This window comes from Streptococcus halitosis, from assembly GCF_027691175.1.
In the GTDB taxonomy this organism is placed as follows: domain Bacteria; phylum Bacillota; class Bacilli; order Lactobacillales; family Streptococcaceae; genus Streptococcus; species Streptococcus halitosis_A.
Map to the genome: position 1 here is coordinate 250,147 of NZ_JAQFBD010000001.1, position 26,609 is coordinate 276,755.

Genomic DNA, 26,609 nt, shown 5'->3' on the forward strand with positions numbered 1-26,609 from the left:
AGGTAGCGTATGAGCTATAAAGTAATTCGTCCTTTCAAGGACTTGTCTGATCCTGAAAAACATGACTACGCTGTTGGCGATATCTTTCCTCGAGAGGGATATGAGCCCACAGATAGCTTTACCAATGGCCTTTTGACTGGTGCCAACACTGCTGGTTCCATCTTCCTTGACGTTTTGGGAGATGATGAACCTAAGAAACCAGCTCCTGAAACCAAAGAAGTGAAAGAAGAGCCCGCAGTTGAACAGGAAGAAACAGTTGAGGAAACTGCTGAAGAGCCTGCTAAGGAAGTTGAGGAGTAAACATGAACGAAGGTCAGCTTTTAGAATTGCTGAAGCTTAAGTTGGGTATTTCAACCGACTTGAGAGACAAGCCGTTAAAAAAAATCATTTCAAGTGTCATCACTGAATTGACCGATAACCTCGGTATCGAGCTTGTTGGTGAGCGTGCTGACCATGAAATGTTTATCGTTGACTATGCTGCTTATCGCTATGAGGGTGGGGTGGATATGCCACGTCACCTTCAATGGCGACTGCATAATTTACAACTAGCATCAAAGAAAGAGGTCAAGAATGTGGAATCATGAAATCACGCTGATCTCTAAAAAAGTAACAGGTAAGGATAAGTTACTACAACCAATCTCTGAAGATGTCGAAGTTATTCTCTTATGTCGCAAAAAGAGGGTTACTCGCTCTGAATTTTATCAAGCAAATCAGGCAGGTCTAAAACCGAGCTTGGTCGTTGAGATTCGAAATTTTGAGTATGAGAATCAAGAGTTTGCGAAGTTCGAAGGCAAGCAATATCGTATCTTGAAAACCTATCCTATCGATTCTGAAATTTTAGAGTTGACTTTGTCAGAGGTCTTGAAATGAGTAATGACCTTGCAGATTTGATAGCGAAAGAGCTTGCAGCTTACTCTGATGAGGTTACTGAAGAAGTGGATAAGATTGCAGAACAGGTGGCTGATGAGACTGTGGATGAGTTGAAAGAGACAAGTCCGAAACGATACGGAAAGTATCGTAGAAGTTGGAAAAAGAAGAAGTTGGCCAATGGCTCTTTTGTTATCTTCAACGCAGTTGCAAGTCTTACTCACATACTTGAGAATGGGCACCTTTCAAGAAATGGTGGTCGTGTCGCTGGTATCGTCCACATCAAACCCGCTGAAGAAAAAGCAATTCAAAACTTTGAGAAGCGAATCAAGGAGATTGGAAAATGAAGCTATCAGACTTTGCTGCTATTTTGGAACAGACAAACTTGCCTGTCACTTATCGAGCGTTTAAAACTGGGAACGCTCCTGACTTACCTTACCTGGTCTATTATGAATCGAGTCCAGCCATCAATGCAGCTGACAACACGGTTAATCATCAGATTAAGAGCGTGACAGTTGAGCTGGCTTTTGAGAGTAAGGATGAAGATTTGGAAGAACGTCTGGAAGAGCTGTGGGCAACCCACGAGCTCTTTTTTGAAGTTCAAGAAGAAACATTTATTGAGACTGAAAGACTCTATGTCAAGTCTTATACAGTCTATCTATACTAAGGAGGAATGACATGACTCAAGAAAACAAAGTAACCTTTGGTTTAAAAAATGTTCACGTTGCGCCAATCAAATCAATTGGTGCAGATGGAGTGATTGCTTACGATGAGATTTTCCGCTTCCCTGGGGCAATGGAATTGACATTGGATCCAAAGGGTGAATCAACACCAATCAAAGCAGATGATATTGATTATCACTTCATGAATTCAAATGAAGGATATGAAGGGAAATTCAAAATCTCTCACATTATTGAAATGTTTGCGACTAAGATTTTGGGCGAAATCAAAGATGCTCAGACGGGTGTTTTGACTGAAAAAGCTGATGCAGAATTCACATCATTTGCCTTGATGTTTGAATTTTCAGGGGACAAGAACAAAACACGTCATGTTCTTTACTATTGTTCAGCGAGCCGTCCAGGAAATGGCTCAAAAACCAAGAACGGTACAAACGTCAATGAGCGTGAACTTGGCTTTAAAGCAAGTCCTCGTCCTCTCGATTCGGTTGTTAAACGTTCTATCACATCAGCTGATAGTAAGGAAATCTATGACAACTGGTTCAAGAAAGTGTATGAACCTACTGCGGTTGCAGCTTAAGGAGAAGATCTATGCGTAAAATCGTTTTGGTTGGTGATCAGGAGTATGAGCTGGGGACCAATGGCTATACTCCCATTGCCTACAAGCAACAATTTGGGAAAGATTATTTTCAAGATTTGTTCTCGATGTTGAAAAATCAATCATTCATGAATGAATTGAACAAGCTGGAAGCTGAAAAAGAATTGACAGCGACTGACATTGACATTTCAATGCTAGAAGAGTTTGATATGACCTTTTTCAACCGTCTTTTTTGGACCTTTGCTAAATCTGCAAATCCTCACATCAAGCCTTATGAACAATTCTTCATGGAAATGGAAGTCTTTCCTATTCAGGAAGTTGGTCCTGTGCTGATGGAAATGCTGAATGCGAGCATGACGACAAAAAAGCACCAGATGAATCAGAATCGGCTAGCGAAGAAATCTTTACAGTAGAGTCCTACTTATCCTGCTGTAAAGAAACTGGTCTGTCTATTGATGATTTAAAGCATATTTCAATCGGAATGGCTCTGGATTATCAGACGGATTATGTAAATCTGCGGAGCGAGGATAAGGGTGGCGAACGGAAAGCCACGCAAGCTGATTTTGACAGTTTTTAAATAAAAATGAGTGCTGAGAGAGTGATTCTGAGGTCAAGTTCCTTGCCCTGACTGCATTATCAGTCGTAGAAGTTCTCTCAGCGCTTTTCTATTTTTTTGAGAAAGGAGGAAATATGGCAGGAAATATCAAAGGTATCAAAATTGAAATCGATGGCGACACGCAACCCTTACAGAAGGCGCTGAAAAATGTCAATAAGGCTGCTACTGATGCAAGTCAGGAGTTGAAACAGATTGATAAGGCCTTGAAGTTTGATACAGGGAACGTAACGCTCCTGACTCAGAAGCAAGAAGTCTTGCAAAAGCAAGTTTCGACGACCAAAGAGAAACTAGAAACCTTGAGACAAGCTCAGTCTCAGGTGGAGCAGCAATTCAAAAATGGTGATATCGGTGCTGACCAGTACCGTGCTTTTCAACGTGAGGTAGAAGTTACTCAAAACGTCCTAAAAGGATATGAGGGTAAGCTTGCAAATGTGAACCAGGCGCTTACTGAGAATGGGAGTGCTACTCAGAACAACAAGAACCAATTAAAAGAATTGCAAAATGAGCAGAAGCAACTGGCTAGTGAGAACGAAAAAGTAGTTAGCTCATTCAAATTGCAAGAAAGTCAGCTAGGTGCTAACGCCAGTGAAGCTGACAAGTTGGCGCTTGCTGAGAAAAGAATTGGAGCTCAATCTGATATTGTTGCTCGGCAGATTGAAAATCTAGAAAAGCAACTAGCTCTTACTAAGCAAGAGTATGGTGAAAATTCAGCTGAAGCCAATAAAATGGAAATTCAGTTGAACCAAGCTAAAACAGCTTACTCGAATCTCTCTCAAGAGATGAGTAACCTTGGGAATGCTGGCAAACAAGCGAGCGGAACCTTAAGCGAGACAAACAATCTCTTAAAAGCTGAATTGCTCAATCAATTTTCTGAAAAACTGTCAGATATCAGTCAAAAGTTAGTTGATTTCGGGAAGAGTGCTCTTGAAGCCTTTCGTCAAGTTGACGAGGGTATGGATACCATTGTCACCAAAACTGGTGCTGGTGGTGAAGCACTTGAAGGCATGCAAAAAATCGCAAATGATATTGCGACAGAGTTACCAACGGACTTCTCAACTGTAGGAAATGCTGTGGGAGAAGTTAACACACAATTTCAATTGACCGGAGAAGCATTGAAAAATGCTTCAGAGGATGTTATCAAATTTTCAGAAATAAATAGTTCCGATGTAACTAATGCGACCATACAATCAAAACAAGCATTGGAAGCTTATGGATTGTCTGTCGAAAATTTATCTGCTGTTTTAGATTCTACTACCTTCGTGGCTCAAGCTACAGGTGTTTCGGTAGATGACCTGATGAAAAAAGCAACTGACGGGGCACCTCAAATTAAGTTGCTAGGGCTAAGTTTTGAAGAAGCGGTCACTCTTATCGGCCAATTGGAGCAACATGGCGTTGATTCATCTGCTGCATTATCAGGCTTGACAAAGGCTGCGGGAGCTTATGCCAAAAAAGGTAAATCTATGACAGAGGGGTTGAAAGAAACCATTGATTCTATCAAAAATAGTAAGAGCGAGACAGAAGCTCTTAGCACTGCGATGGAAATTTTTGGAGCAAAAAAAGCTCCTCAAATGGTTGACGCAATCAAACGTGGAGCACTAAGTTTTGAAGAATTAGGCTATACATCCCAAGTATCAGCAGGACTAGTATCTTCAACATACGAATCTACGCTTGATCCTATTGACAAATTTAAGACAGCTCAAAATTCAGCTACTTTGGCCATGTCTGAACTAGGTGCTGCAATTGCAGAAGTCTTAGCTCCTATTTTTGAAATGTTAGGAAATGTTGTCAAGGGACTTGCTGAATGGTTTAGCAGTTTACCTGGACCGATTAAAGAGTTTGTAGTGGTTATGGGGACTGTCGTGGCTATTGTAGGTGTAATTGTCCCTATATTCTTAACACTACAAGCGGCTGCAACTGCTTTGGAAATTTCGATTGGTGCAATGATTACAGCTGCTCTCCCAATTATTGGAACAGCTTTAGCGATTGCTGCTGCTGTTGCAGGAGTAGTAATTGCTTTAAAATATCTCTGGGATACAAACGAAGGTTTTCGTGAAGTCGTTACAACAGTCTGGAATGCGATTCTTGAAGTTATCAATGCAGTCGTATCAGAAATCTCTGATTTCATCATGAGTATATTCGGGACAGTTGTGGATTGGTGGACAGAGAACCAGGAACTTATTCGAGCAAGTGCTGAGACTGTTTGGAATGCTATTTCAGCAGTTATAGATACAGTCATGACCTATATAGGTCCACTCATTCAAGCTACTTGGGACAATATTCAACTGGTCATCACGACCGCTTGGGAAATCATCAAAACAGTTGTTGAGACTGCGATAAACGTGGTTCTTGGCATTATCCAAACAGTCATGCAAATTATCACTGGTGACTGGTCAGGTGCTTGGGAAAGCATCAAGGGAGTCTTCTCTACTGTATGGCAAGGAATCCAAAGCGTGGCTCAAACTATCTTTTCAGCGATACAGTCATTTATATCAAATACCTTGAATGCTATTTCAAGCACAGTATCAAGTGTGTGGAATGGGATTTCAGGAACAGTATCAAGCGTATTAAATGGTATTTCAAGCACTGTTTCAAGCGTGTGGAATGGGATTAAAAATTCCATCGGTAGTGCTATCAATGGGGCGAAGGACCTTGTCAGCACGGCTATCAATGCCATCAAAGGATTGTTTAACTTCAGCATTAGCTGGCCACATATCCCACTACCTCACTTCTCTGTTAGCGGTTCAGCCAATCCACTCGACTGGTTGAGCCAGGGTGTTCCAAGTATCAGCATCGAATGGTATGCCAAGGGCGGTATCATGACGAAACCAACCATTTTTGGAATGAATGGCAATAATCTTATGGTTGGTGGTGAAGCTGGGAATGAAGCGGTATTACCACTCAATGATAAAACACTTGGAGCCATTGGTCGAGGTATCGCTCAGACAATGGGTGGAACTTCACCGACCATCAACATTACTATTACTGGTAACACTGTCAGAGAAGAATATGACATCAGTCGGATAGCTGATGAGGTGGCTCAACGTATTGCTGACGAATTGCAACGTAAGACACAATTGAGAGGAGGGGTTGCATGGTAAAACATAATGAACTTGTGATTGACGGTGTGAGAACATCGTCTTTTCCGTTTAAAGTCATTGTCCATGATTCTCCCTCAATCGCTCTGGGAGACAGCAAGACAGCTCTTTTGGAGCATGGTGGCATTAGTGGAGCAATTGTTCAGACGAACAAACATAGGGAATTGGTCAAAAAAACTTATACGATTTACTTGGTCAAACCTACTGAAGAACAGATGAACCAATTTATGAGCCTGTTTATTCGTGAGAAGTTCTGGCTAGAGAGTGAGCGAGTCAAAACAACTCGTCTTTGGTGTTATAAGGTCAATGTGACCGACCTTGAAGAAGTGAAACCTGGTCTTTATATGACCAAAGCGACCTTCACTTGCCACCCTACAAAATACTTTAAGGAAACCGATACACAGAGATTGACAAGAAGTGGGACTTTGACCGTTCAAGGTTCTGCTCTTGCCTTTCCTAAAATCACAATCGTTGGCCAGAGCGCTGCTGAGACTTCGTTTACAATCGCTGGTCAGGTCATCCGTCTTGAACGACTCACTGAGTCGCTTGTGATGGTCAATAATCCTGACAATCCTAGCTTTAAAACGACAACAGGGAAGCCAGTGAAATGGTCAGGGGATTTTATCACAGTTGATCCAGCGAAAGTGAAGAATGTCGGGGTTGTTCTAGGTCCAGGTATTCAATCACTTGAAATTGAGACGGTTTGGGGGTGGGCATAATTGCTTTATCTACTTAATAAAGATGTGAGAACCGTTCGATGGAACGGGGAGCCACTTCATGAAGCAACTTTGGCGATTGTTAAAGAGACGATGAATGGCGATTTCACCTTAAATGTGAAATATCCCATTTCCGACTCTGGTATTTATCAGCTCATCAAAGAAGATATGCTGATAAAAGCGCCGACTCCTGTTCTTGGTGCGCAGCTATTTCGTATCAAGAAACCTGTTGAGCACAATGACCATCTTGAAATCACAGCCTATCACATTTCAGACGATGTGATGCAACGTTCTATCACGCCAATGAGCGTGACTAGTCAGAGCTGTGGCATGGCTCTTTCTCGCATGGTTCAAAACACCAAAACTGCTTTGGGGGATTTTTCTTTCAATAGCGATATCCAGGATCGTAGGACCTTCAATACGACTGAAACAGAAACTCTGTACTCTGTATTGCTGGACGGTAAGCACAGCATTGTTGGTACATGGGAAGGCGAGCTGGTTCGTGATAACTTTGCAATGACTATCAAGAAGAGTCGTGGTGAGAATCGTGGTGTTGTCATCACAACGCACAAGAATCTGAAAGATTATCAACGCACAAGAAATAGTCAGAATGTTGTCACAAGAATTCATGCAAAGTCGACGTTTAAGCCTGAAGGCTCTGAAAAAGAAACAACTCTCAGAGTGACTGTAGATAGTCCTCTTATCAACTCATACCCTTATATCAATGAAAAAGAGTATGAGAACAACAATGCAAAAACTGTTGAAGAATTGCAGAAGTGGGCACAGGCTAAGTTCTCAAATGAGGGCATTGACAAGGTCTCCGATGCTATCAAGATTGAAGCCTATGAACTTGATGGGCAAGTTGTTCACATGGGGGATACGGTCAACCTCAAGAGCCGGAAACACAATGTCGATGCATTCAAGAAAGCTATTGCTTATGAATTTGATGCCTTGAAAGAAGAGTACATCTCTCTGACTTTCGATGATAAGGCAGGAACTGGTGGTTCTAGAGCTTCTGGTGGGCTATCTAGCGCAGCTGATGCCATCCTTGGAATAACAGAATCTGCACAAGAAGTCGCCCTTGAAAAGGCTCTTCAAAATGCTGACTTAGACTTTGATCATAAGGCTGGATTGCTTAGACAGGAAATTTCTGACGGTCTTGAACTGGCCAAAGCCAGAGCTGAAGAAGTCAAGAGAGAACTGTCTGACACTATTGACCAGCGCTTCAATAGTTTTAACAATGGCCCTCTACAAGAAGCCAAACGCAGGGCTGAAGAAGCCTTGCGAAACGCTGGCGCAAGTAGCTTACTTGCTCAGGAAGCCAAGCGGATTGGTGAGCAGGCAACTGCTGATATAACCAAATTGAAAAATGAAGTTGTTGGCGGATATGTTCGCAAGAACACTTATCAAGAGGGTATCCGTGGCATTGAACGAAGAATTGAAGAAGTTAAGGCATCGGCGAATGGTCAAGTTGCTACTCAAATCGCGCAATACAAGCAGACAGTCGATGGTCAATTTGCAAGTATCACATCTCAAGTAGCTGGCAAAGCTAACTTGCTCGACTTTCAGCGAGTGCAAGAGACTAGCAAACTGTATGAACGGATCATAGGTCGTAGTGAGTCGGATATTGCTGATAAAGTCGCTCGTATGGCATTGACTAATCAATTGTTTCAGGTTGAGGTTGCAAAAAATGCCAGCAATGGTCAAAATTTGTTGAAAGGTACAAAAGGTTTTTCTGGCGATTGGAAGAATATGGTTCATGGCTGGAAGAAGCATGCAGACAAGTATCAAGGATGTGATGTCTTATTTAAAAACAATTCGTGGAATGGCGTTGGACAAGAAATTGATGCAAAGATTGGCGAAATCTATACATTCAGCTTGTGGATGAAGAGCGACTGGAAGAGCGACACAGTAAATTTTTATGTTAATAAAAATGGCTCTGTTGATAAAGGGTGGGGCGTTCCATCTGAAACATCGGTTGCTATAACAAATGAATGGAAGCGTTATTCTTTTACTTTTAAAATTACTGCGGACGGCTTCATCTTCCCTCGAGTGGAACGATCTAATCAAAGTGCAAATCTATATGTTGCAGGCTTTAAACTTGAAAAAGGATCGTATGCAACACCTTACACAGAAGCTCCCGAAGACACGGACGAAGCGATTCGTACGGTTCAGAATCAACTGACTGGCTCGTGGGCAGTTCAAAATCTGACCAGCGCTGGTTCAATCGTTTCGCAAATCAATGCGACTAACAATCAAATCTTGATTGAAGCTGAAAAAATTCGTTTGAAGGGTAATACCTTACTCGATGAACTAACAGCTATTGATGGTTACTTCAAGAGACTATTTGTTGGCGAGGGTAATTTCGCTAAGCTTAACGCTGAAATTATAGGCTCAAGGACTATCACAGCTGACAAGCTAATCATGGACCAAGCGATGGCTCGGATGTTCGTCTCAAGCGATATTTTCACGGATACGCTTGCTGCTAAAGAGGCCTTCATCAACAAGCTAAGGTCTGTCGTGGTATCTGCAACTTTGCTAGAAGGATATAAAGGGGTAATCGGTGGATTCCAGCTTGGTACACATGAAAAAGATCCATCTGTATACTGGTTAACGGGTAGAGACCAATTTTCTGTTGGCATGAGTAATGGTTATGGTAAATGGTCGCAAACGGCATTATGGGTGAATTGGGGCAGTGATTGGAATGCTCCTGGATCGCTTGCTTGGTTCGTGAAAAGATCTGGCGAAATGTACTGTTATAATCGAGCGTATTTTTGGAATACACCAACTGTAAATGGCAACTTGCGTGTTACAGGCGAAATCTACTACAACAATGAGAACTCAGGAAAATCTGGTTACTGGATTTACTCTCCCCAATACAAGCAAATCTTTAGCGAAAATGGCTATATGTATTTTATTTGGAGTGGTGGCGGTTCTAGTTGGATTCCGATGAACAAGGAAATTTCTGACCGTCGCTACAAATCAAATATCGAAGCTAGTACAGTTTCTGGTCTCGATGTAATCGAAAACTTGAAGACGTACAGTTATCGCAAAGAATACGATGGCAAAATAGAGTTTATCTCCTGTGGTATCATGGCGCAGGAAGTCCAGAAATATGTTCCTGAAGCATTTTACAAAAATCCTGACGGTGCATACTCATACCGAACATTTGAACTTGTGCCTTACTTGATTAAGGCCATTCAAGAATTGAATCAAAAACTAGAAAAATTGGAGAAAACAGCATGAACGAACAAGACAAACAAATCAGTAGTCTAGCGATTAAGTCGTTAGGTGAAAAAATCGGCAACGAAGCTACTCAATCGGCTACGCTCGAAGCCCTCTACACAGTAACTGCGATGGAGCTTGAACAGATGAAACGAATCATCGAATCGGACGAAGAGCTTAAAGCAAAATTTGAAGAAGTGAAAGGAAAAATGACAAATGGCAATTAACAATTATGAACTAGCGACCAAACCATATCTTCGTGGTTCGGGCGATAATATCCGGACAGTAATTGAAATCCGTTTAGAGGATGGCAATCGTTACAGCACCAACATGCGTGAGCTTGCAGGCGACCGCACGAACGAACCAGACGACGTTTTGATTCAAGCGGTGCTTGACATCCTAAAAGCCGAACTAGATCCAGGAAGCGCCATTGTCAAAACACAGGCGCAGCTTGAACAGGCTAATCAGAAGATTGCGCACAATAAGAGCGAACAGGACAGACTCTCTGCGCTTGTCAAACAGACTGAAGAGAACTCGAAGGTGAATCAGAAGGTCATTCATGTTCTTGTTTTGAACTCTGTCATGAGCAAGAATATTAGCTATGGAACGACCTACAAAGAGCTGGTTGAGTTGATTCCACTAGCTGAAGTTGGTAAGACCTACTTACCACATGACCTGATTACCATTGAAGCCCCTGAACACGTAGAGGCCAACGGTGAAGGCAAGCGCATCCTTGTGCAGCTTAACAAGGAATTCACATACAACGGCGAACCTGTCAGCGCGTTTGTGACAAATGGTACCCTGGAACAAAACGGAACTGGTGTCGCTTGGAAATTTGAAGGGAAAGAGTAGAGGTGTATATGCCAGGATATGAACGATTTCTCGTACAGATCTTCATTACCCTTATCCCTTTGATTGGTCTTTATTTTTCGATGAAAGATAAAGCAACCAAACAAGAGAATCGTCTTACGATTTTAGAGAAAGATATCGAAAATCTGAACGAATTCAAGACATCAGCCAACAAACGGCTCGATAACCACGATGAACAGAATAAGGCTATCTTAGTACTAGCTGAGCAAGTTAAGTCACTTGGCGAGGACGTGAGAGAATTAAAAAACCTAATTCAGAATAAACAATAAAAAAGGAGAATAAATATGATTAACTGGAAAGTACGATTTAACTTAAAAAACAAAACATTTTTATTGCGAGTGGCATTCGCACTAGCTTTGCCAATTCTCGCATATTTCAATCTTAAACTGGAGGATTTGGTCAGTTGGGGAGTCATTTTAGACTTGCTTGGCAAATTCTTTGCGAACCCTTACCTTTTGGGGTTGACGATTGTAAATATCCTAAATATCATTCCAGACCCAACAACTGCAGGAATTTCTGATAGCAAACGCGCTCTTGACTATCAAGAGCCAGTCCAAAACTAGGAGAGGACAATGAAGAAAAACGACTTATTCATCGACGTATCCAGCCACAACGGCTACGACATCACAGGGCTATTGGAGCAGATGGGAACAACTAACACGGTTATCAAAGTGTCAGAAAGTACAAGCTACCTAAATCCGTGCTTGTCTGCTCAAGTAGAGCAGTCAAACCCTATCGGATTCTATCACTTTGCCCGTTTTGGCGGAGATAGTGAAGAAGCTGAAAGAGAAGCACGCTATTTTCTTGACAACGTACCGAAAGCCGTTCAATATCTGGTGCTAGACTATGAAGACGACGCAAGTGGGGACGTACAAGCAAACACAAGCGCATGTTTACGCTTTATGCAAATGATTGACGAAGCTGGGTATAAACCTATTTATTATAGTTACAAGCCTTTCACGCTTGAAAATGTGGACTATCAGCAGATTTTAGCAGAGTTCCCAAATAGCTTATGGATTGCTGGATATGGTTTAAACGATGGTACAGCTAACTTTGAGTATTTCCCAAGTATGGACGGGATAAGATGGTGGCAATACTCTTCAAATCCGTATGACAAGAACATTGTTTTACTAGATGATGAAGAAGCTAAGCCCAAATGGAAAAAAAATGATATTGGATGGTGGTATGAATACCCCAATGGTACGTATCCAAAAGAGGAGTGGGAAAAGATTGACGGCATCTGGTATTACTTCGACGAGAGAGGTTATTCAATAGCTTCTCGTTGGTTGAAGGATGATGGTAAGTGGTATTATCTCAAAGAAAATGGCGAAATGGCCATTGGTTGGGTGCTTGTGAATGGTAAATGGTACTATCTTGATGCTTCAGGAGCGATGGTTACTGGCTGGGTTCAATACAAGGACAAACTATACCATCTCAAAGAAGAGAATGGCGAAATGTCTTCAAAAGAACTTATTAAAGTTGAAGGTGGCTGGTACTACGTCAATGAAGATGGAAGCCGTTCAGACAAACCAGCTCTTGATGTATTACCTGATGGACTAATCGTTACCACTAAATAATTTTTAAAAAATAGAAAGGAAAATTTCTAAAATATTGTTCTAATTGTTTAACCGCAGGCTTATGCTTGCGGTTTTTTGTTTGTTCAAAATAGAAAAAGCAGTGACCGAAATCACTGCTTTAACCATTATAAATTATTTTAGAACTCTAATAAATCACTTTCAACAACAGCATTGAGAGCTAGAGATTTGCTTCCATAATCTTCAAAATCAATAGTGATTGTGCCGTCTTTGATTTCTGTTACTTTACCCGTTCCAAATGTTGGATGTTTAACTGTTGAACCTACAACGTCTTTGTGAGACTCAATCCATTCCTTGACTTTCTCATTTTCTTCCTGAGGCTGAAGAAGACCAGACTGTTTCATCAATTCGACTGCCTCAAAATATCCATCTACAAATGTCTGTTTGAAATCTGATCCCATAGACAATTCTGAACGTTTTACAGGTTCGCCAAGCTCTAGCATTAGTTTAATAGCTTTCAAAATAACGTCATCAGGGACGTTGCGACTATCAAGCTGCCCACCAACTGCGTCACCATAAACACCGTAGAAATGGCCATCTTCGCCATCAATACCATAAATATCCATGATGTTACTTGTCCCAAGATTGCAATAAACTGCTCCATCTTCATTTACAATAGCATACGATACATCGTTATTTTTAATTTCTTCAAGTAGTTGTTTTGCGTTTTCCATTTCTAGCTCCTCCGCATATTTTTGTAATTTTTCTGCTGTCAATAAAGACATTTTGTCCAAATTTGTTTTTCCACTTCTAAGGTCTGAGACTGTCGTCCAAGGCAAATCTGCCCCTTTAGCGATTGCGCTTGTGCTCTTTTTGCTTTTTAATACTTTTTCTATTTGCTTTCTCATCTTTTTGCCCTCTTAAATAAAAATAACTCAATAAAACGATCAGTATATTTATGATTAAAATTTCCATGGTATTGTTCCTATTTTATGGTATAATAGGGAGTGAGGGGAGTGGTAGCTCCCCTATTCCCAAGGCGATTACTTAAACTTGCGAGGTCTAGGTTTTCGCTTTTTTTCTTTGCTCCAAATGTGATATGTAGCATATGCACCAGTTAGAGCTGTGATGTAAGCTGGCCCGTTATCAATTAGTTTTTCAACCAATCTGAGCCAATCATCTTTGTCCATTTTCCTCACCTCCTTTCCTTATCTTGATTATATTATATCACGGTACACCGAGAAAGTCAAGCGTTTTGATAAAGTTTTTTTAAATTTTTTCAAAAAAATAGACCTTGTCCAGAGGTCGGGGAGTTGGAGGGGACACCCTCCAAAAGCATTGATTTAATAAGATTTTATTTTACCTTTTTCATAATAATCTCCCTAATGAAGCCACCCAATCAGGTGGCTTTTTTGTTTGTGGCTTGGATTTTTGATATAATAGAGCCATGAGTAGAATTTTAGATAATGAAATCATGGGGGATGAGGAGTTAGTCGAACGTACGCTCCGTCCTCAGTATTTACGTGAATATATCGGTCAGGATAAGGTCAAGGACCAGCTGCAAATCTTTATCGAGGCTGCCAAAATGCGGGATGAGGCACTGGACCATGTTCTTTTATTTGGTCCTCCAGGTCTCGGGAAAACAACCATGGCCTTTGTTATTGCCAATGAACTGGGAGTCAATCTCAAGCAAACATCTGGTCCTGTCATTGAAAAAGCGGGGGATCTGGTAGCGATTTTGAATGATTTGGAACCTGGAGACGTTCTCTTTATTGACGAGATTCATCGCTTGCCCATGTCGGTGGAAGAGGTGCTTTATAGTGCCATGGAAGACTTCTACATTGATATCATGATTGGTGCTGGTGAAGGCAGTCGCAGTGTTCATTTGGACTTGCCACCTTTTACCTTGATTGGTGCAACGACCCGTGCGGGTATGCTTTCTAATCCTTTGAGAGCACGTTTCGGGATTACAGGCCATATGGAATACTATGCCCATGCTGATTTGACGGAGATTGTTGAGCGGACGGCAGATATCTTTGAGATGGCAATCACCCACGAGGCAGCTGCTGAGCTGGCCTTGCGTAGTCGGGGAACTCCTCGTATCGCCAATCGCCTCCTTAAGCGCGTGCGCGATTTTGCCCAGATTATGGGAAATGGGGTTATCGATGATGTCATTACCGATAAGGCTTTGACCATGCTGGATGTTGACCGTGAAGGTCTAGACTATGTGGACCAAAAAATCCTCCGTACCATGATTGAGATGTACGGTGGTGGTCCTGTCGGGCTGGGAACCCTTTCGGTTAATATCGCCGAGGAGCGTGAGACGGTAGAAGATATGTACGAACCCTACCTCATCCAAAAAGGCTTTATCATGCGAACTCGTTCTGGACGGGTGGCGACAGCTAAGGCATATGAGCATTTAGGGTATGAATACAATGAAAAATAAGCAAGAAATTCTAGACGTTTTTAGAGAAAATCCAGATATAATGGCTATTTTGCCCATCATTCGTAACCTTGGTCTGAAAGACTCCTGGTTGGCGGCAGGTTCAGTCAGGAATTTCATCTGGAATCTCTTGTCAGATAAATCCCCTTTTGATCATGAAACGGATGTGGATGTGATTTTCTTTGATCCAGATATTTCTTATGAGGAAACAGTAACCCTGGAGAACAAGATGAGAGAAGATTTTCCTCAGTATCGGTGGGAGTTGAAAAATCAGGTCTATATGCATCTGCACAGTCCCCACACTGCGCCTTACACGAGTTCTCGTGATGCCATGAGTAAGTATCCCGAACGCTGTACGGCGATAGGACTCCGCTTGCATTCCGACGCAACTTTAGAGCTCTTTGCGCCTTATGGTTTAGAGGATATTTTTAACTTTCACGTATCCCCAACTCCTCACTTCTTAGAGAATGAGGACCGAATGAAGCTCTATCAAGAACGCTTGTCCAAGAAAAATTGGCAAGAAAAATGGAAAAATCTAACTTTCTCAAAAAACTTAAGAAAAATTTAAGTTAGGGACGGTATACTAGGTTCATAAGTTAAGAGGAACTTAACTTAAACTCCTAAAACTTTTTCATAATAATCTCCCTATAAAATTAAGTCGCCCAATCAGGCGGCTTATTTTTTGTCTGTACGGAGAGCTAATAACTTACCAATAGAAGAAAATAGGGAAATATGGTATAATGAAACGATAGATTTTTGAATAGGAATAAGAACATGTTTGGATTTTTTAAGAAAGATAAAGCTGTAGAAGTTGAGGTTCCAACACAGGTTCCTGCTCATATTGGCATCATCATGGATGGGAATGGTCGTTGGGCTAAAAAACGGATGCAACCGCGGGTCTTCGGACACAAGGCGGGGATGGAAGCCCTTCAAAAGGTGACCAAGGCAGCTAACAAGATGGGAGTCAAGGTCATCACGGTTTATGCCTTTTCAACGGAAAACTGGACACGCCCAGATCAAGAGGTCAAGTTTATCATGAACTTGCCAGTCGAATTTTATGATAACTACGTCCCTGAATTGCACGCAAATAACGTTAAGATTCAGATGATTGGGGAGACAGACCGTCTGCCTAAGCCGACTTTTGAAGCTTTGAAAAAAGCAGAGGAGTTGACTAAGAACAATACGGGCTTGATTCTCAATTTTGCGCTTAACTATGGTGGTCGTGCTGAAATTACGCAGGCTCTTAAGGGCTTGGCTCAAGATGTTCTAGATGCTAAAATAAACCCTGGTGACATCACAGAAGATATGATTGGGGACTATCTTTTTACGCAACACCTGCCAAAGGATTTGCGGGATCCTGATTTGATTATCCGTACGAGTGGTGAGTTGCGTTTGAGTAATTTCTTGCCATGGCAAGCAGCCTATAGCGAGCTTTACTTTACAGATACCTTGTGGCCTGATTTTGATGAAGCTGCCTTGCAGGAAGCTATTGCTGCTTTTAACCATCGCAATCGCCGTTTTGGAGGAGTTTAGGAGAAGATATGACCAAGGATTTACAAAAGAGAACATTGTTTGCGGTATTGGCCCTGGCAATTTTCCTTCCAGTCTTGTTTGCAGGAGGGCTCTTGTTGCAGATAGGGATTGGATTGTTAGCGATGCTAGGCGTCCATGAACTCTTGCACATGAAGGGGCTAAAGACTATGACCATTGAGGGCGCTTTGACTCTTTTTGCGACCTTCGCTCTCACAGTTCCTTTAGAAAATTACCTAACTTTTTTGCCTGTTGATGGGAATGTGGTTGCCTACAGTGTTTTGATTACCATAATGCTAGGGACGACCGTTTTCAGTAAAAACTATACGATTGAAGATGCCGCTTTTCCAATTGCTGTGAGTTTTTATGTTGGTTTTGGCTTCAATGCCTTACTAGATGCTCGGGTGGCAGGTTTTGACAAGGTACTTTTGGCCCTTTTTATCGTCTGGGGGACAGATAGCGCAGCCTACCTGACAGGGATGAATTTTGGTAAACATAAATTGGCGCCGAGAGTTTCTCCTAATAAGAGTATTGAGGGCTTTGTCGGTGGTATTCTAGGTGCGGTACTGATAACAGTGGTTTTCATGTTAGTGGACAGCACAGTTGCTCTTCCTTATGGGATTTATAGAATGAGTCTCTTTGCTGCCTTCTTCAGTGTGGCAGGTCAGTTTGGTGACTTGATTGAGAGTGCCATGAAACGCCATTTCGGTGTTAAGGATTCTGGAAAATTTATCCCTGGACATGGCGGTGTGTTGGATCGCTTTGACAGCATGCTGATTGTGTTTCCAATGATGCACTTATTTGGCCTGTTTTAAAGAAAGGAATATTGAATGATTGGATTGCTAACCTTTATCCTCGTTTTTGGGATTATTGTGGTGGTGCATGAGTTTGGACATTTTTATTTTGCCAAGAAATCGGGCATTCTAGTTCGTGAATTTGCCATTGGTATGGGGCCCAAGATTTTTTCCCATATCGGTAAGGATGGCACTGCTTATACCATTCGAATCCTTCCTCTAGGAGGCTATGTTCGTATGGCAGGCTGGGGTGATGATGCGACAGAAATCAAGACAGGAACTCCAGTCAGTTTAACACTTGCCGATGATGGTAAGGTCAAACGGATCAACCTCTCAGGGAAGAAGTTGGATCAAACGTCTCTTCCTATGCAGGTAACTCAGTTTGACTTTGAAGACAAGCTCTTCATTAAAGGCTTGGTCTTGGAAGAAGAAAAGACCTTTGCAGTGGATCATGATGCAACGGTGGTTGAAGAAGACGGAACCGAAGTGCGCATTGCTCCTCTGGATGTACAGTATCAAAATGCTTCTATCTGGGGTAAGCTCATCACCAACTTTGCAGGTCCTATGAATAACTTTATCTTAGGTGTTGTTGTTTTTTGGATTTTGATCTTTTTGCAAGGCGGTGTTAGAGATACTCAGACCAATCTCTTTCATGTCATGCCAGAGGGAGCTTTGGCTAAGGTAGGTGTAGCTGAGACCGCTCAAATTACCAAGGTCGGCTCGCATGAGGTTAAGAATTGGCAAGACTTGACCCAGGCTGTGGAAGCAGATACCAAGGACAAGACAGCCCCGACCTTGGATGTGACCATTTCTGAAAATAGTAGCGAAAAACAAGTCACTGTGACGCCAGAAGAAAATCAAGGACGTTATATTCTTGGGGTTCAACCGGGGATCAAGTCAGACTTTCTATCCATGTTTGTTGGTGGATTTACAACCGCTGCTGACTCAGGACTTCGCATCCTTTCGGCTCTGAAAAACTTGATTTTCCATCCAGATTTGAACAAACTCGGTGGTCCCGTTGCCATCTTTAAAGCAAGTAGCGATGCTGCTAAAAATGGTCTTGAGAATGTCCTCTATTTCCTAGCTATGATTTCCATCAATATCGGGATTTTTAACTTGATCCCTATCCCAGCTTTGGATGGTGGAAAGATTGTGCTCAATATCCTAGAGGCTATCCGCCGTAAACCCCTTAAACAAGAAATTGAAACCTATGTCACCATGGCTGGTGTAGTTATCATGGTTGCCTTGATGCTAGCTGTGACCTGGAATGACATTATGCGACTCTTCTTTTAGATAATCGAGGAATATTATGAAACAAAGTAAAATGCTAATCCCAACGCTTCGCGAAATGCCAAGCGATGCTCAAGTTATCAGCCACGCCCTTATGTTGCGTGCTGGTTATGTTCGTCAAGTTTCTGCTGGTGTTTATTCTTACCTACCACTCGCTAACCGTGTGATTGAAAAGGCTAAGAATATCATGCGCCAAGAGTTTGATAAGATTGGTGCAGTGGAGATGTTGGCTCCTGCCCTCCTCAGTGCCGATCTTTGGCGTGAATCAGGTCGTTATGAAACCTATGGTGAAGACCTTTATAAACTGAAAAACCGTGAAAAGTCAGACTTTATCCTAGGTCCGACACACGAAGAAACTTTTACAGCTATTGTTCGTGACTCTGTCAAGTCTTACAAGCAATTGCCACTCAACCTTTACCAAATTCAACCGAAATACCGTGATGAAAAACGTCCACGTAACGGACTTCTCCGTACGCGTGAATTTATCATGAAAGACGGATATAGTTTCCATGCTAATTACGATAGTTTGGATGTGACTTATGACGAGTACAAGGCAGCCTACGAACGTATTTTCACTCGCAGTGGCTTGGATTTCAAGGCCATCATCGGTGACGGTGGTGCTATGGGTGGTAAGGATAGCCAAGAATTTATGGCCATCACTCCTGCTCGTACAGACATTGACCGCTGGGTTGTCTTGGACAAGTCAGTTGCCTCATTTGATGAAATTCCTGCAGAAGTGCAAGAAGAAATCAAGGCAGAATTGCTCAAATGGATGGTTTCTGGTGAAGACACCATTGCCTACTCGAGTGAGTCTAGCTATGCAGCTAACTTAGAAATGGCAACAAACGAGTACAAACCAAGCAACCGTGTCGTTGCGGAAGAAGAAGTGACTCGAGTGGAAACTCCAGGTGTTAAATCCATCGATGAAGTCGCAGCCTTCCTTAACGTGCCAGAAGAACAAACCATCAAAACCCTCTTCTACATGGCAGATGGTGAGCTTGTTGCAGCCCTTCTAGTTGGAAATGACCAACTTAATGAAGTCAAGTTGAAAAACCATTTGGGTGCAGATTTCTTTGATGTAGCTAGCGAAGAAGAAGTAGCAAGTGTTATCCCAGCAGGATTTGGTTCGCTTGGCCCAGTTGCTTTGCCAGAGAATGTGAAAATCATTGCAGACCGTAAGGTGCAAGATGTTCGCAATGCTGTTGTGGGGGCTAATGAAGATGGCTATCACTTGACGGGCGTGAACCCAGGTCGTGACTTCACTGCAGAATATGTGGATATCCGTGAAGTTCGTGAGGGTGAAATTTCACCAGACGGACAAGGTGTTCTAAACTTCGCGCGTGGTATCGAGATTGGTCATATTTTCAAACTCGGAACTCGCTACTCAGCAAGTATGGGTGCAGATGTTTTAGATGAAAATGGTCGTGCGATCCCAATCATCATGGGCTGTTACGGTATCGGTGTTAGCCGTCTCCTTTCAGCCGTTATAGAGCAACACGCTCGCCTCTTTGTTAACAAAACGCCAAAAGGTGAATACCGTTATGCTTGGGGAGTTAACTTCCCTAAAGAATTGGCACCATTTGATGTGCATTTGATTACTGTCAATGTTAAAGATGAAGAAGCGCAAGCCTTGACAGAAAAACTGGAAGTCAACTTGATGGACGCTGGTTACGAAGTCTTGACAGATGACCGTAACGAACGTGTCGGGGTGAAGTTTAGCGATAGCGACTTGATTGGTCTTCCAATCCGTATCACTGTTGGGAAGAAAGCAGCTGATGGTATCGTAGAAGTTAAGATCAAGGCGACTGGTGACACAATCGAAGTTCACGCAGACAACTTGCTCGAAACCCTTGAAATTCTAAGCAAGAAATAAAAACTATAATCAGAAGAAAAACAAGGCAAAAATGTAACTAGTTTTTACCTTGTTTTTTCTGTATAATTGGAGTGAATAAATACATAATCAAGTTAAGAGGTATAATAATGTTAAAATTTCCAAAGGATTTTGTCTGGGGTTCCTCGACTTCTGGACCACAGACAGAAGGTCGTGTGCCTGGTGACGGCAAGGGAGACAATCTCTGGGATTATTGGTATCAGGTGGAGCCCAATCGCTACTACAATGGGATTGGTCCAGATAAAACATCGACTTTTTATGAAAATTGGGAACAGGATGTTGAGCTTCTGGTAGAAACAGGTCACACAGCCTTTCGCACTTCTATCCAGTGGTCGCGTATTTTCCCACAGGGCCGTGGAGAGGTTAATCCTCAAGGGGTGGCTTTCTACCGTCAGGTCTTTGAAGCGATTAAGGCCAAGGGGATTCGCCTTCTAGTCAATCTCTACCACTTTGACCTGCCTTTTGCCCTTCAAGAAGACGGCGATGGTTGGGAAAATAAGGCCACTATCAAGGCCTACGAAGACTATGCGCGTTTCTGTTTTGAGACCTACGGTGACTTGGTGGATCAGTGGATTACCTTCAATGAGCCTATCGTTCCTGTTGAGTTTGGTTATTTTTATGATGCCCATTATCCACACAAAGTAGATGCCAAAGCGGCGGTTCGGGTAGCTTATAATACGCAACTGGCTAGTAGTCTTGCGGTGAAGGCTTGTCATGAGGTTTTGCCTGATTCCAAGATTGGGATTGTCCTCAACTTGACACCAGCTTACCCACGTAGCCAGCATCCTGCAGATGTGAAAGCTGCTCGTATTGCGGATCTCTTTCAAGCGCAGTCTTTCCTAGACCCATCTGTCTTGGGGACTTATCCAGAAGAACTAGTGGAAATTTTAGCTGAGCATGATTTACTGCCAGACTACACAGCAGAGGAATTGGAACTGATTCGCCAACATACAGTAGACTTCCTTGGAGTCAACTACTACCAACCTTTGCGTGTCATGGCGCCACGTTTTGCTAAACATCCAGACAGCCCGCTTCTGCCAGAACATTTCTATGAGCATTACGTCATGCCGGGCCGTAAAATCAATCCTCACCGCGGTTGGGAAATCTACGAGCAGGGGATTTATGATATCGCCCAAAATATCAAGGAAAATTATGGGAATATTGAGTGGATGTTGACCGAAAACGGGATGGGTGTTGAAGGGGAAGACAAGTTCCGTGTGAATGGCATGATTCAGGACGACTATCGTATCGACTTTGTCAAAGGACATCTGCGTGAACTTCACCGTGCCATTGCAGACGGAGCCAATTGTAAGGGTTACTTAATTTGGACCTTCATTGATTGCTGGTCATGGCTCAATAGCTATAAAAACCGCTATGGTCTAGTTGAGCTTGACTTGGAAACACAGGAACGTCGCCTGAAGAAATCAGGCCATTGGTTCAAAGAACTCAGCGACCATAATGGATTTTAAGAATAAAAAGAGTGAGATGGTGTTCATCTCACTTTTTATTACAATATCATCACCAAAGTCCCAATCGTAATCAGGATACAGCCAATAATTGTTTTAAACGTCAGGACATCCTGTAGGAAGAAAAAGGCTAGAACGAGGGTAATGACGAGACTGAATTTATCGACAGCAGATACCTCAGTCGCATTGCCCATCTGTAGGGCCTTGTAGTAGCAGAGCCAGGAGGCGCCAGTGGCCAAGCCAGATAAGATGAGAAAGAGCCAACTTTTTCTACTGATATTGACAATTTCGGTCTGACTATTGGTCAAGAAAACCATGGCCCAGGCCATCAGAATGACGATGACCGTACGAATAGCAGTTGCTAGATTGGATGGAACTCCCTCAATCCCAATCTTGGCTAAAATTGACGTTAAGGCTGCAAAGACAGCTGATAAAAGTGCGAAGAAAAACCACATGGCAAATACCTCCTCTTTTTATTATAAGTAATTGATGCTGACTTGTCAGGTATCAAGTGAAATTCTGATAAAATGCCAGATAAAAAAACTATACCAATTTTTCTTCTTGACAAGTGAGAAAAACAAGTATATACTGTTTTTGCTGATTCCGTAAAGCGAGAATTAGACTATACCAATTTAAGGAGAAAGCACAGCTGGTCTGTGTCGTATATACTATGTGTGGAATTGTTGGCGTTGTTGGAAACACAAATGCAACTGATATTTTGATTCAAGGGCTTGAAAAGCTCGAATACCGTGGCTATGATTCTGCGGGAATTTTTGTCCTAGGTGGTGCTGAAAATCATCTAGTCAAGGCTGTCGGTCGTATCGCAGAATTGTCTGCCAAGACAGCAGGTGTTGAGGGAACAACTGGTATCGGACATACGCGTTGGGCGACTCACGGGAAACCAACGGAAGACAATGCTCACCCACATCGCTCTGAGACTGAACGTTTTGTCTTGGTGCATAACGGGGTGATTGAAAACTACCTTGAAATCAAGGAAGAATACCTTACCGGTCACCACTTCAAGGGGCAAACAGATACGGAAATCGCTGTTCACTTGATTGGGAAATTTGCAGAAGAAGATGGTCTCTCAGTTCTTGAAGCCTTCAAAAAAGCCCTTCACATCATCCGTGGTTCTTATGCCTTTGCCTTGATTGACTCTGAAAATCCAGATGTCATCTATGTCGCTAAGAACAAATCGCCACTTTTGATTGGTCTTGGGGAAGGTTATAACATGGTTTGCTCAGACGCCATGGCTATGATTCGTGAGACCAACCAATACATGGAAATTCATGACCAAGAGCTGGTAATCGTCAAGGCTGATAGCGTTGAAGTTCAAGACTATGATGGCAATCGTCATGAACGTACTAGCTATACTGCGGAACTTGACTTGTCTGATATCGGTAAGGGAACTTATCCTTACTACATGCTCAAGGAAATCGATGAGCAACCAACTGTTATGCGTAAACTCATCCAAGCCTACACAGATGAGGCAGGTCAAGTTGTCGTAGATCCAGCTATCATCAAGGCTGTTCAAGATGCAGACCGCATCTACATCCTTGCAGCTGGAACATCGTACCACGCAGGATTTGCTTCTAAGAAGATGCTGGAAGAACTGACAGATACACCTGTTGAACTTGGAATTTCATCTGAGTGGGGCTATGGTATGCCACTTCTCAGCAAGAAACCGCTCTTCATCTTTATCAGCCAGTCTGGTGAAACAGCGGATAGCCGTCAGGTTTTGGTTAAGGCTAATGAAATGGGGATTCCGAGCTTGACAGTGACAAACGTACCAGGCTCAACTCTTTCACGTGAAGCCAACCATACCATGCTCCTTCATGCAGGTCCTGAAATTGCCGTGGCATCAACCAAGGCCTACACAGCGCAAATCGCAGCCCTTGCCTTCCTTGCAAAAGCAGTCGGAGAAGCAAACGGCAATGCCAAAGCGCAAGCCTTTGACCTGGTTCATGAGTTGTCAATCGTAGCTCAGTCTATCGAATCAACCCTTTCAGAAAAAGAAACCATTGATGCAAAGGTTCGTGACCTTCTCGAAACCACTCGCAATGCCTTTTACATCGGACGTGGTCAAGACTACTATGTAGCCATGGAAGCCAGTCTCAAACTCAAAGAGATTTCTTACATCCAATGTGAAGGCTTTGCGGCAGGAGAACTCAAGCACGGGACCATTGCCTTGATTGAAGAAGGAACACCTGTCTTGGCCCTCTTGTCAGATCCAGTCCTTGCTAACCATACTCGTGGAAATATCCAAGAGGTCGCAGCCCGTGGTGCCAAGGTTCTCACTATCGCAGAGGAAAATGTTGCTAAAGACACAGACGATATCGTCCTTACGACTGTACACCCTTACCTCTCACCAATCTCAATGGTCGTACCAACACAATTGGTCGCTTACTTTGCAACACTCCACCGTGGCCTTGATGTGGACAAACCACGTAACCTTGCTAAGTCAGTAACAGTAGAATAAGCTAAGAAAGTCTAGTTCATCTAGGCTTTTTCTAATGAGCAAATGTATTGAAAATAAAACTAATTAGTGATAAAATACCCTAAAACTAAAAGAGATAGCGAGGAAACGGGATGGTAGAATTAGGAATTTCAACATTTGGTGAAACAACTGCTCTGGAAGCGACTGGGCAGATTTACAGTCATGATGAACGCATTCGTCAGTTGGTGGCAGAGATAGAGCTAGCTGATAAGGTTGGTTTGGATGTGTACGGGATTGGGGAGCATCATCGGGAGGACTTTGCGGTATCGGCGCCAGAGATTGTTCTTGCAGCTGGGGCGGTTAATACCAAAAAGATTCGTTTGACTAGTGCGGTCAGCATTCTCTCAAGCATGGATCCGATTCGCTTGTTCCAACAATATGCCACTATCGATGCCTTGTCAAATGGCCGTGCGGAGATTATGGCTGGGCGTGGTTCATTTACCGAATCCTTCCCTCTGTTTGGCTATGACTTGAAAGACTATGAATCTCTCTTTGATGAAAAGTTAGACCTGCTTCAGCTGGCAAATGAAAGCACCAAAGTGAACTGGCAAGGTCAATTGACCCAAAGCATTGCTGGAAAAGAAGTCTATCCCCGTCCAGTTCAGGGCAAATTGCCATTGTGGGTGGCGACAGGTGGCCATGTCGAATCAACAGTGAAGATTGCTCGGGTAGGGCTGCCGATTGTCTATGCCATTATCGGTGGTAATCCGCGTTATTTTAAAAAGCTGATTCAAGCTTATCGTAAGATTGGAAGGGATGCCGGTCATGCGGATAAAGACCTGAAAGTGGGTGCTCATTCTTGGGGCTGGATTGCTGAGGATGGCGAACAGGCTGTAAAAGATTATTTCCATCCGACCAAGCAAGTGGTGGATGCGATTTCCAAGGACCGTCCACACTGGCAGGAGTTGACCTATGAGCAATATTTGGAGCAAGTTGGTCCAAATGGTGCCATGTTTGTGGGAAATCCAGATCAGGTAGCAGAAAAATTGATTCGCATGATTGAGGATTTAGACTTGGACCGTTTCATGCTCCATCTACCGCTTGGTTCTATGCCACATGATCAAGTTTTGAGAGCTATTGAACTCTTCGGCACACAAGTGGCACCCAAAGTACGAGCTTACTTTGCCATGAAAGAGAGGATATAAAAAAATTCAATCGGTTGAGTCGATTGGTGAGGAACACCCTTGGATTCAGCAACAGGTGGAAGTGGTACAAGCGATAGAGCATACTATCTAGTGGAATATATACTAGTTTATACCAAGTACAAGATAAAATAGTGAAAAAGACGATCTCCGCTTGGAAATCGTCTTTTTTTGATATTCTCGCAAATACGATATCTTATAGTTGGTGTAAACTGGTAGATAGATCTCTTATTTTATTTATCAAAACCTTGTAAGTTTTTTTGGCGCTCTTCAGTTTGACCCTTGGCATCCAATTTATTACCATTGTAAACAGTGCTTTCCCATGATCCGTACATTGGGTTAGGGAAAATGATGAATTTCTCACCAAACTCTTTTTGTAATTCCTCTAATTTTTGGTCGCGCTCAGTTTCAGAGGTCTTTGAAAACTCTGCAAAGTCCACAAGATTGTCTCCTAGTAGCATGACTAAGTTGGTTTTTTCTTGGACTGCTTGCCTACGACCTTCTTTAGATTTGACGCCTTTTTCTAAGAACATGAGATGATCACGGCTTTGTACAGGAATTCCTTCGTTTTCTAGGTTTTTGATCGTATCATCTACCTGATCTATCGTGCGGTCAGATACATAGTAAATTTGGACACCGTTTTGGTCTGCAAATTGGAGAAAGTCTTTAGCACCTGGTACAGCCTTGGCTGCGGCTTTTTTTACCCAGACATCCCAGTTTTCTGGGGTAAATGCTGTTCCATCTTTGACATTTTGCGCTTGATAAGGGCTATTGTCTAATACGGTTTCGTCCAAGTCCAAAACGATAGAGTAGGGTTTATCTGTCTGTGTTTTTAGTAGTTCTTTTAAACGACCAGTAGCGACATTATAACCTTGTAGATAGAGTGCCTTAGTTTCAGCTGCTTTTTGATACCAAAGAGTTGACATAGTGTTTTCTCTTGAACGCAACTGATCATAGGTCATGGTAACCTGATTATCAGATGTACTACTTTGTGTTGTCTGTGAATTTGCCGAATTTGTGCCACAGCCAGTCAGTAAAATGACGGAAGCAAGTGTAGAAGCAATTGTAATGGTAACTTTGGATATTTTCATAATCCCATCCTCCTAATAATAGTCTATTAATATTGTAGCGTTTTCATGGGATTTGTGCAAGGAAATATCGGGAGAAAATAAATTTTTCAGTAGTAATTTGGTATTAGGATAAAATTATGTACTTAATTTGGGAATGAAGATGGATATAAAAAAATTCAATCGGCTTGATAGAAAATCTATATCAGCTTCTTTTTGGAAAATAGATGAAAATAAAGTGAATCTTTGAAGGGCTAGTAACATCAAGCTTTTCAGGGATTTTTTTCTTC

Annotated in this window: 27 protein-coding genes and 1 pseudogene; 24 read left to right on the forward strand and 4 right to left on the reverse strand. The window is 42.5% G+C overall.

Translation table 11 applies throughout. The annotated features are described in order from the left end of the window. Nucleotides 1-9 precede the first annotated feature (9 nt). From PG086_RS01320 to PG086_RS01390, 15 genes are all read left to right on the forward strand, one after another. Complete coding sequence (locus tag PG086_RS01320; RefSeq protein ID WP_261120351.1) at nt 10-300, forward strand: hypothetical protein; 291 nt, start codon at nt 10-12, stop codon at nt 298-300. Nucleotides 301-302: 2 nt separating this feature from the next. After that, nucleotides 303-584, forward strand: coding sequence for a phage head-tail connector protein (locus tag PG086_RS01325; RefSeq protein WP_075229533.1), 282 nt, complete (start codon nt 303-305; stop codon nt 582-584). Continuing rightward, entirely contained in the window at nt 571-870 is a 300-nt protein-coding gene (locus PG086_RS01330; protein ID WP_084881518.1) for a phage head closure protein, read from the forward strand. Before PG086_RS01325 ends, PG086_RS01330 begins: the two co-directional genes overlap by 14 nt. Beyond that, entirely contained in the window at nt 867-1,214 is a 348-nt protein-coding gene (locus PG086_RS01335; protein ID WP_084867874.1) for an HK97 gp10 family phage protein, read from the forward strand. The genes PG086_RS01330 and PG086_RS01335 overlap by 4 nt, the downstream gene beginning before the upstream one ends. Further along, the gene (locus tag PG086_RS01340; RefSeq protein WP_270747407.1) at nt 1,211-1,534 is read left to right on the forward strand and encodes a hypothetical protein; all 324 of its coding nucleotides are present in this window, start codon (nt 1,211-1,213) and stop codon (nt 1,532-1,534) included. The genes PG086_RS01335 and PG086_RS01340 overlap by 4 nt, the downstream gene beginning before the upstream one ends. An 11-nt stretch (nt 1,535-1,545) precedes the next feature. Then, on the forward strand, nt 1,546-2,124 hold the full coding sequence (locus PG086_RS01345) for a major tail protein (RefSeq protein ID WP_247925730.1): 579 nt from the start codon (nt 1,546-1,548) through the stop codon (nt 2,122-2,124). 11 nt (nt 2,125-2,135) lie between these two features. Continuing rightward, the gene (locus tag PG086_RS01350; RefSeq protein ID WP_270747411.1) at nt 2,136-2,555 is read left to right on the forward strand and encodes a hypothetical protein; all 420 of its coding nucleotides are present in this window, start codon (nt 2,136-2,138) and stop codon (nt 2,553-2,555) included. Between the two features lie 277 nt (nt 2,556-2,832). Further along, complete coding sequence (locus PG086_RS01355) at nt 2,833-5,856, forward strand: phage tail tape measure protein (protein ID WP_270747413.1); 3,024 nt, start codon at nt 2,833-2,835, stop codon at nt 5,854-5,856. Next, nucleotides 5,850-6,572: a phage tail protein gene (locus PG086_RS01360; protein ID WP_270747415.1), complete on the forward strand. Its 723-nt coding sequence runs from the start codon at nt 5,850-5,852 to the stop codon at nt 6,570-6,572. Before PG086_RS01355 ends, PG086_RS01360 begins: the two co-directional genes overlap by 7 nt. Continuing rightward, nucleotides 6,573-9,815, forward strand: coding sequence for a phage tail spike protein (locus tag PG086_RS01365; protein ID WP_270747416.1), 3,243 nt, complete (start codon nt 6,573-6,575; stop codon nt 9,813-9,815). Next, nucleotides 9,812-10,021 (forward strand): hypothetical protein, encoded by a 210-nt coding sequence (locus tag PG086_RS01370; protein ID WP_270747417.1) that lies wholly within the window; start codon nt 9,812-9,814, stop codon nt 10,019-10,021. Before PG086_RS01365 ends, PG086_RS01370 begins: the two co-directional genes overlap by 4 nt. Beyond that, nucleotides 10,011-10,646, forward strand: coding sequence for a hypothetical protein (locus tag PG086_RS01375; RefSeq protein WP_270747418.1), 636 nt, complete (start codon nt 10,011-10,013; stop codon nt 10,644-10,646). Before PG086_RS01370 ends, PG086_RS01375 begins: the two co-directional genes overlap by 11 nt. An 8-nt stretch (nt 10,647-10,654) precedes the next feature. Continuing rightward, nucleotides 10,655-10,933 (forward strand): DUF7365 family protein, encoded by a 279-nt coding sequence (locus PG086_RS01380; protein WP_270747419.1) that lies wholly within the window; start codon nt 10,655-10,657, stop codon nt 10,931-10,933. A gap of 15 nt (nt 10,934-10,948) precedes the next feature. Beyond that, nucleotides 10,949-11,227 carry a phage holin gene (locus PG086_RS01385; protein WP_270747420.1) on the forward strand — a complete coding sequence of 93 codons (279 nt, stop codon included), beginning with the start codon at nt 10,949-10,951 and terminating at the stop codon, nt 11,225-11,227. A 9-nt stretch (nt 11,228-11,236) separates the two neighbouring features. Then, nucleotides 11,237-12,241: a GH25 family lysozyme gene (locus tag PG086_RS01390; protein WP_270747421.1), complete on the forward strand. Its 1,005-nt coding sequence runs from the start codon at nt 11,237-11,239 to the stop codon at nt 12,239-12,241. A gap of 704 nt (nt 12,242-12,945) precedes the next feature. On the opposite strand, the pseudogene PG086_RS09700 reads toward PG086_RS01390, so the two are convergent. Then, nucleotides 12,946-13,107: pseudogene (locus PG086_RS09700) on the reverse strand (DUF3553 domain-containing protein); the annotation flags it as partial. A 135-nt stretch (nt 13,108-13,242) separates the two neighbouring features. After that, nucleotides 13,243-13,389: a hypothetical protein gene (locus tag PG086_RS01400; RefSeq protein WP_007519127.1), complete on the reverse strand. Its 147-nt coding sequence runs from the start codon at nt 13,387-13,389 to the stop codon at nt 13,243-13,245. 257 nt (nt 13,390-13,646) lie between these two features. Here PG086_RS01400 and ruvB point away from each other — a divergent pair, with 257 nt between their 5' ends. The 7 genes from ruvB to PG086_RS01435 all read left to right on the forward strand — a co-directional run bounded on the left by ruvB (nt 13,647) and on the right by PG086_RS01435 (nt 21,616). Then, the gene (gene ruvB, locus PG086_RS01405) at nt 13,647-14,645 is read left to right on the forward strand and encodes a Holliday junction branch migration DNA helicase RuvB (RefSeq protein WP_080980700.1); all 999 of its coding nucleotides are present in this window, start codon (nt 13,647-13,649) and stop codon (nt 14,643-14,645) included. Continuing rightward, on the forward strand, nt 14,626-15,210 hold the full coding sequence (locus PG086_RS01410) for a nucleotidyltransferase family protein (protein ID WP_070696012.1): 585 nt from the start codon (nt 14,626-14,628) through the stop codon (nt 15,208-15,210). The genes ruvB and PG086_RS01410 overlap by 20 nt, the downstream gene beginning before the upstream one ends. 206 nt (nt 15,211-15,416) lie before the next feature. Beyond that, complete coding sequence (locus tag PG086_RS01415; protein WP_000466705.1) at nt 15,417-16,175, forward strand: isoprenyl transferase; 759 nt, start codon at nt 15,417-15,419, stop codon at nt 16,173-16,175. Between the two features lie 8 nt (nt 16,176-16,183). Next, nucleotides 16,184-16,987, forward strand: a complete 804-nt coding sequence (locus PG086_RS01420) for a phosphatidate cytidylyltransferase (protein ID WP_042902948.1) — start codon at nt 16,184-16,186, stop codon at nt 16,985-16,987. Nucleotides 16,988-17,002: 15 nt separating this feature from the next. Next, nucleotides 17,003-18,259: an RIP metalloprotease RseP gene (rseP, locus tag PG086_RS01425; RefSeq protein ID WP_270747433.1), complete on the forward strand. Its 1,257-nt coding sequence runs from the start codon at nt 17,003-17,005 to the stop codon at nt 18,257-18,259. A 16-nt stretch (nt 18,260-18,275) separates the two neighbouring features. Beyond that, on the forward strand, nt 18,276-20,129 hold the full coding sequence (locus PG086_RS01430; protein ID WP_270747437.1) for a proline--tRNA ligase: 1,854 nt from the start codon (nt 18,276-18,278) through the stop codon (nt 20,127-20,129). Between the two features lie 107 nt (nt 20,130-20,236). Further along, nucleotides 20,237-21,616 (forward strand): glycoside hydrolase family 1 protein, encoded by a 1,380-nt coding sequence (locus PG086_RS01435; protein ID WP_270747439.1) that lies wholly within the window; start codon nt 20,237-20,239, stop codon nt 21,614-21,616. Nucleotides 21,617-21,654: 38 nt separating this feature from the next. On the opposite strand, the gene PG086_RS01440 is transcribed toward PG086_RS01435, so the two are convergent. After that, nucleotides 21,655-22,068, reverse strand: coding sequence for an EamA family transporter (locus tag PG086_RS01440; RefSeq protein WP_169446718.1), 414 nt, complete (start codon nt 22,066-22,068; stop codon nt 21,655-21,657). 215 nt (nt 22,069-22,283) lie between these two features. Here PG086_RS01440 and glmS point away from each other — a divergent pair, with 215 nt between their 5' ends. Further along, nucleotides 22,284-24,092, forward strand: a complete 1,809-nt coding sequence (gene glmS / locus PG086_RS01445) for a glutamine--fructose-6-phosphate transaminase (isomerizing) (RefSeq protein ID WP_270747442.1) — start codon at nt 22,284-22,286, stop codon at nt 24,090-24,092. Nucleotides 24,093-24,202: 110 nt separating this feature from the next. After that, nucleotides 24,203-25,255, forward strand: coding sequence for an LLM class flavin-dependent oxidoreductase (locus tag PG086_RS01450; RefSeq protein WP_270747444.1), 1,053 nt, complete (start codon nt 24,203-24,205; stop codon nt 25,253-25,255). 230 nt (nt 25,256-25,485) lie between these two features. On the opposite strand, the gene PG086_RS01455 is transcribed toward PG086_RS01450, so the two are convergent. Further along, nucleotides 25,486-26,343 carry a 5'-nucleotidase, lipoprotein e(P4) family gene (locus PG086_RS01455; protein WP_221160380.1) on the reverse strand — a complete coding sequence of 286 codons (858 nt, stop codon included), beginning with the start codon at nt 26,341-26,343 and terminating at the stop codon, nt 25,486-25,488. Between the last annotated feature and the right edge of the window lie 266 nt (nt 26,344-26,609).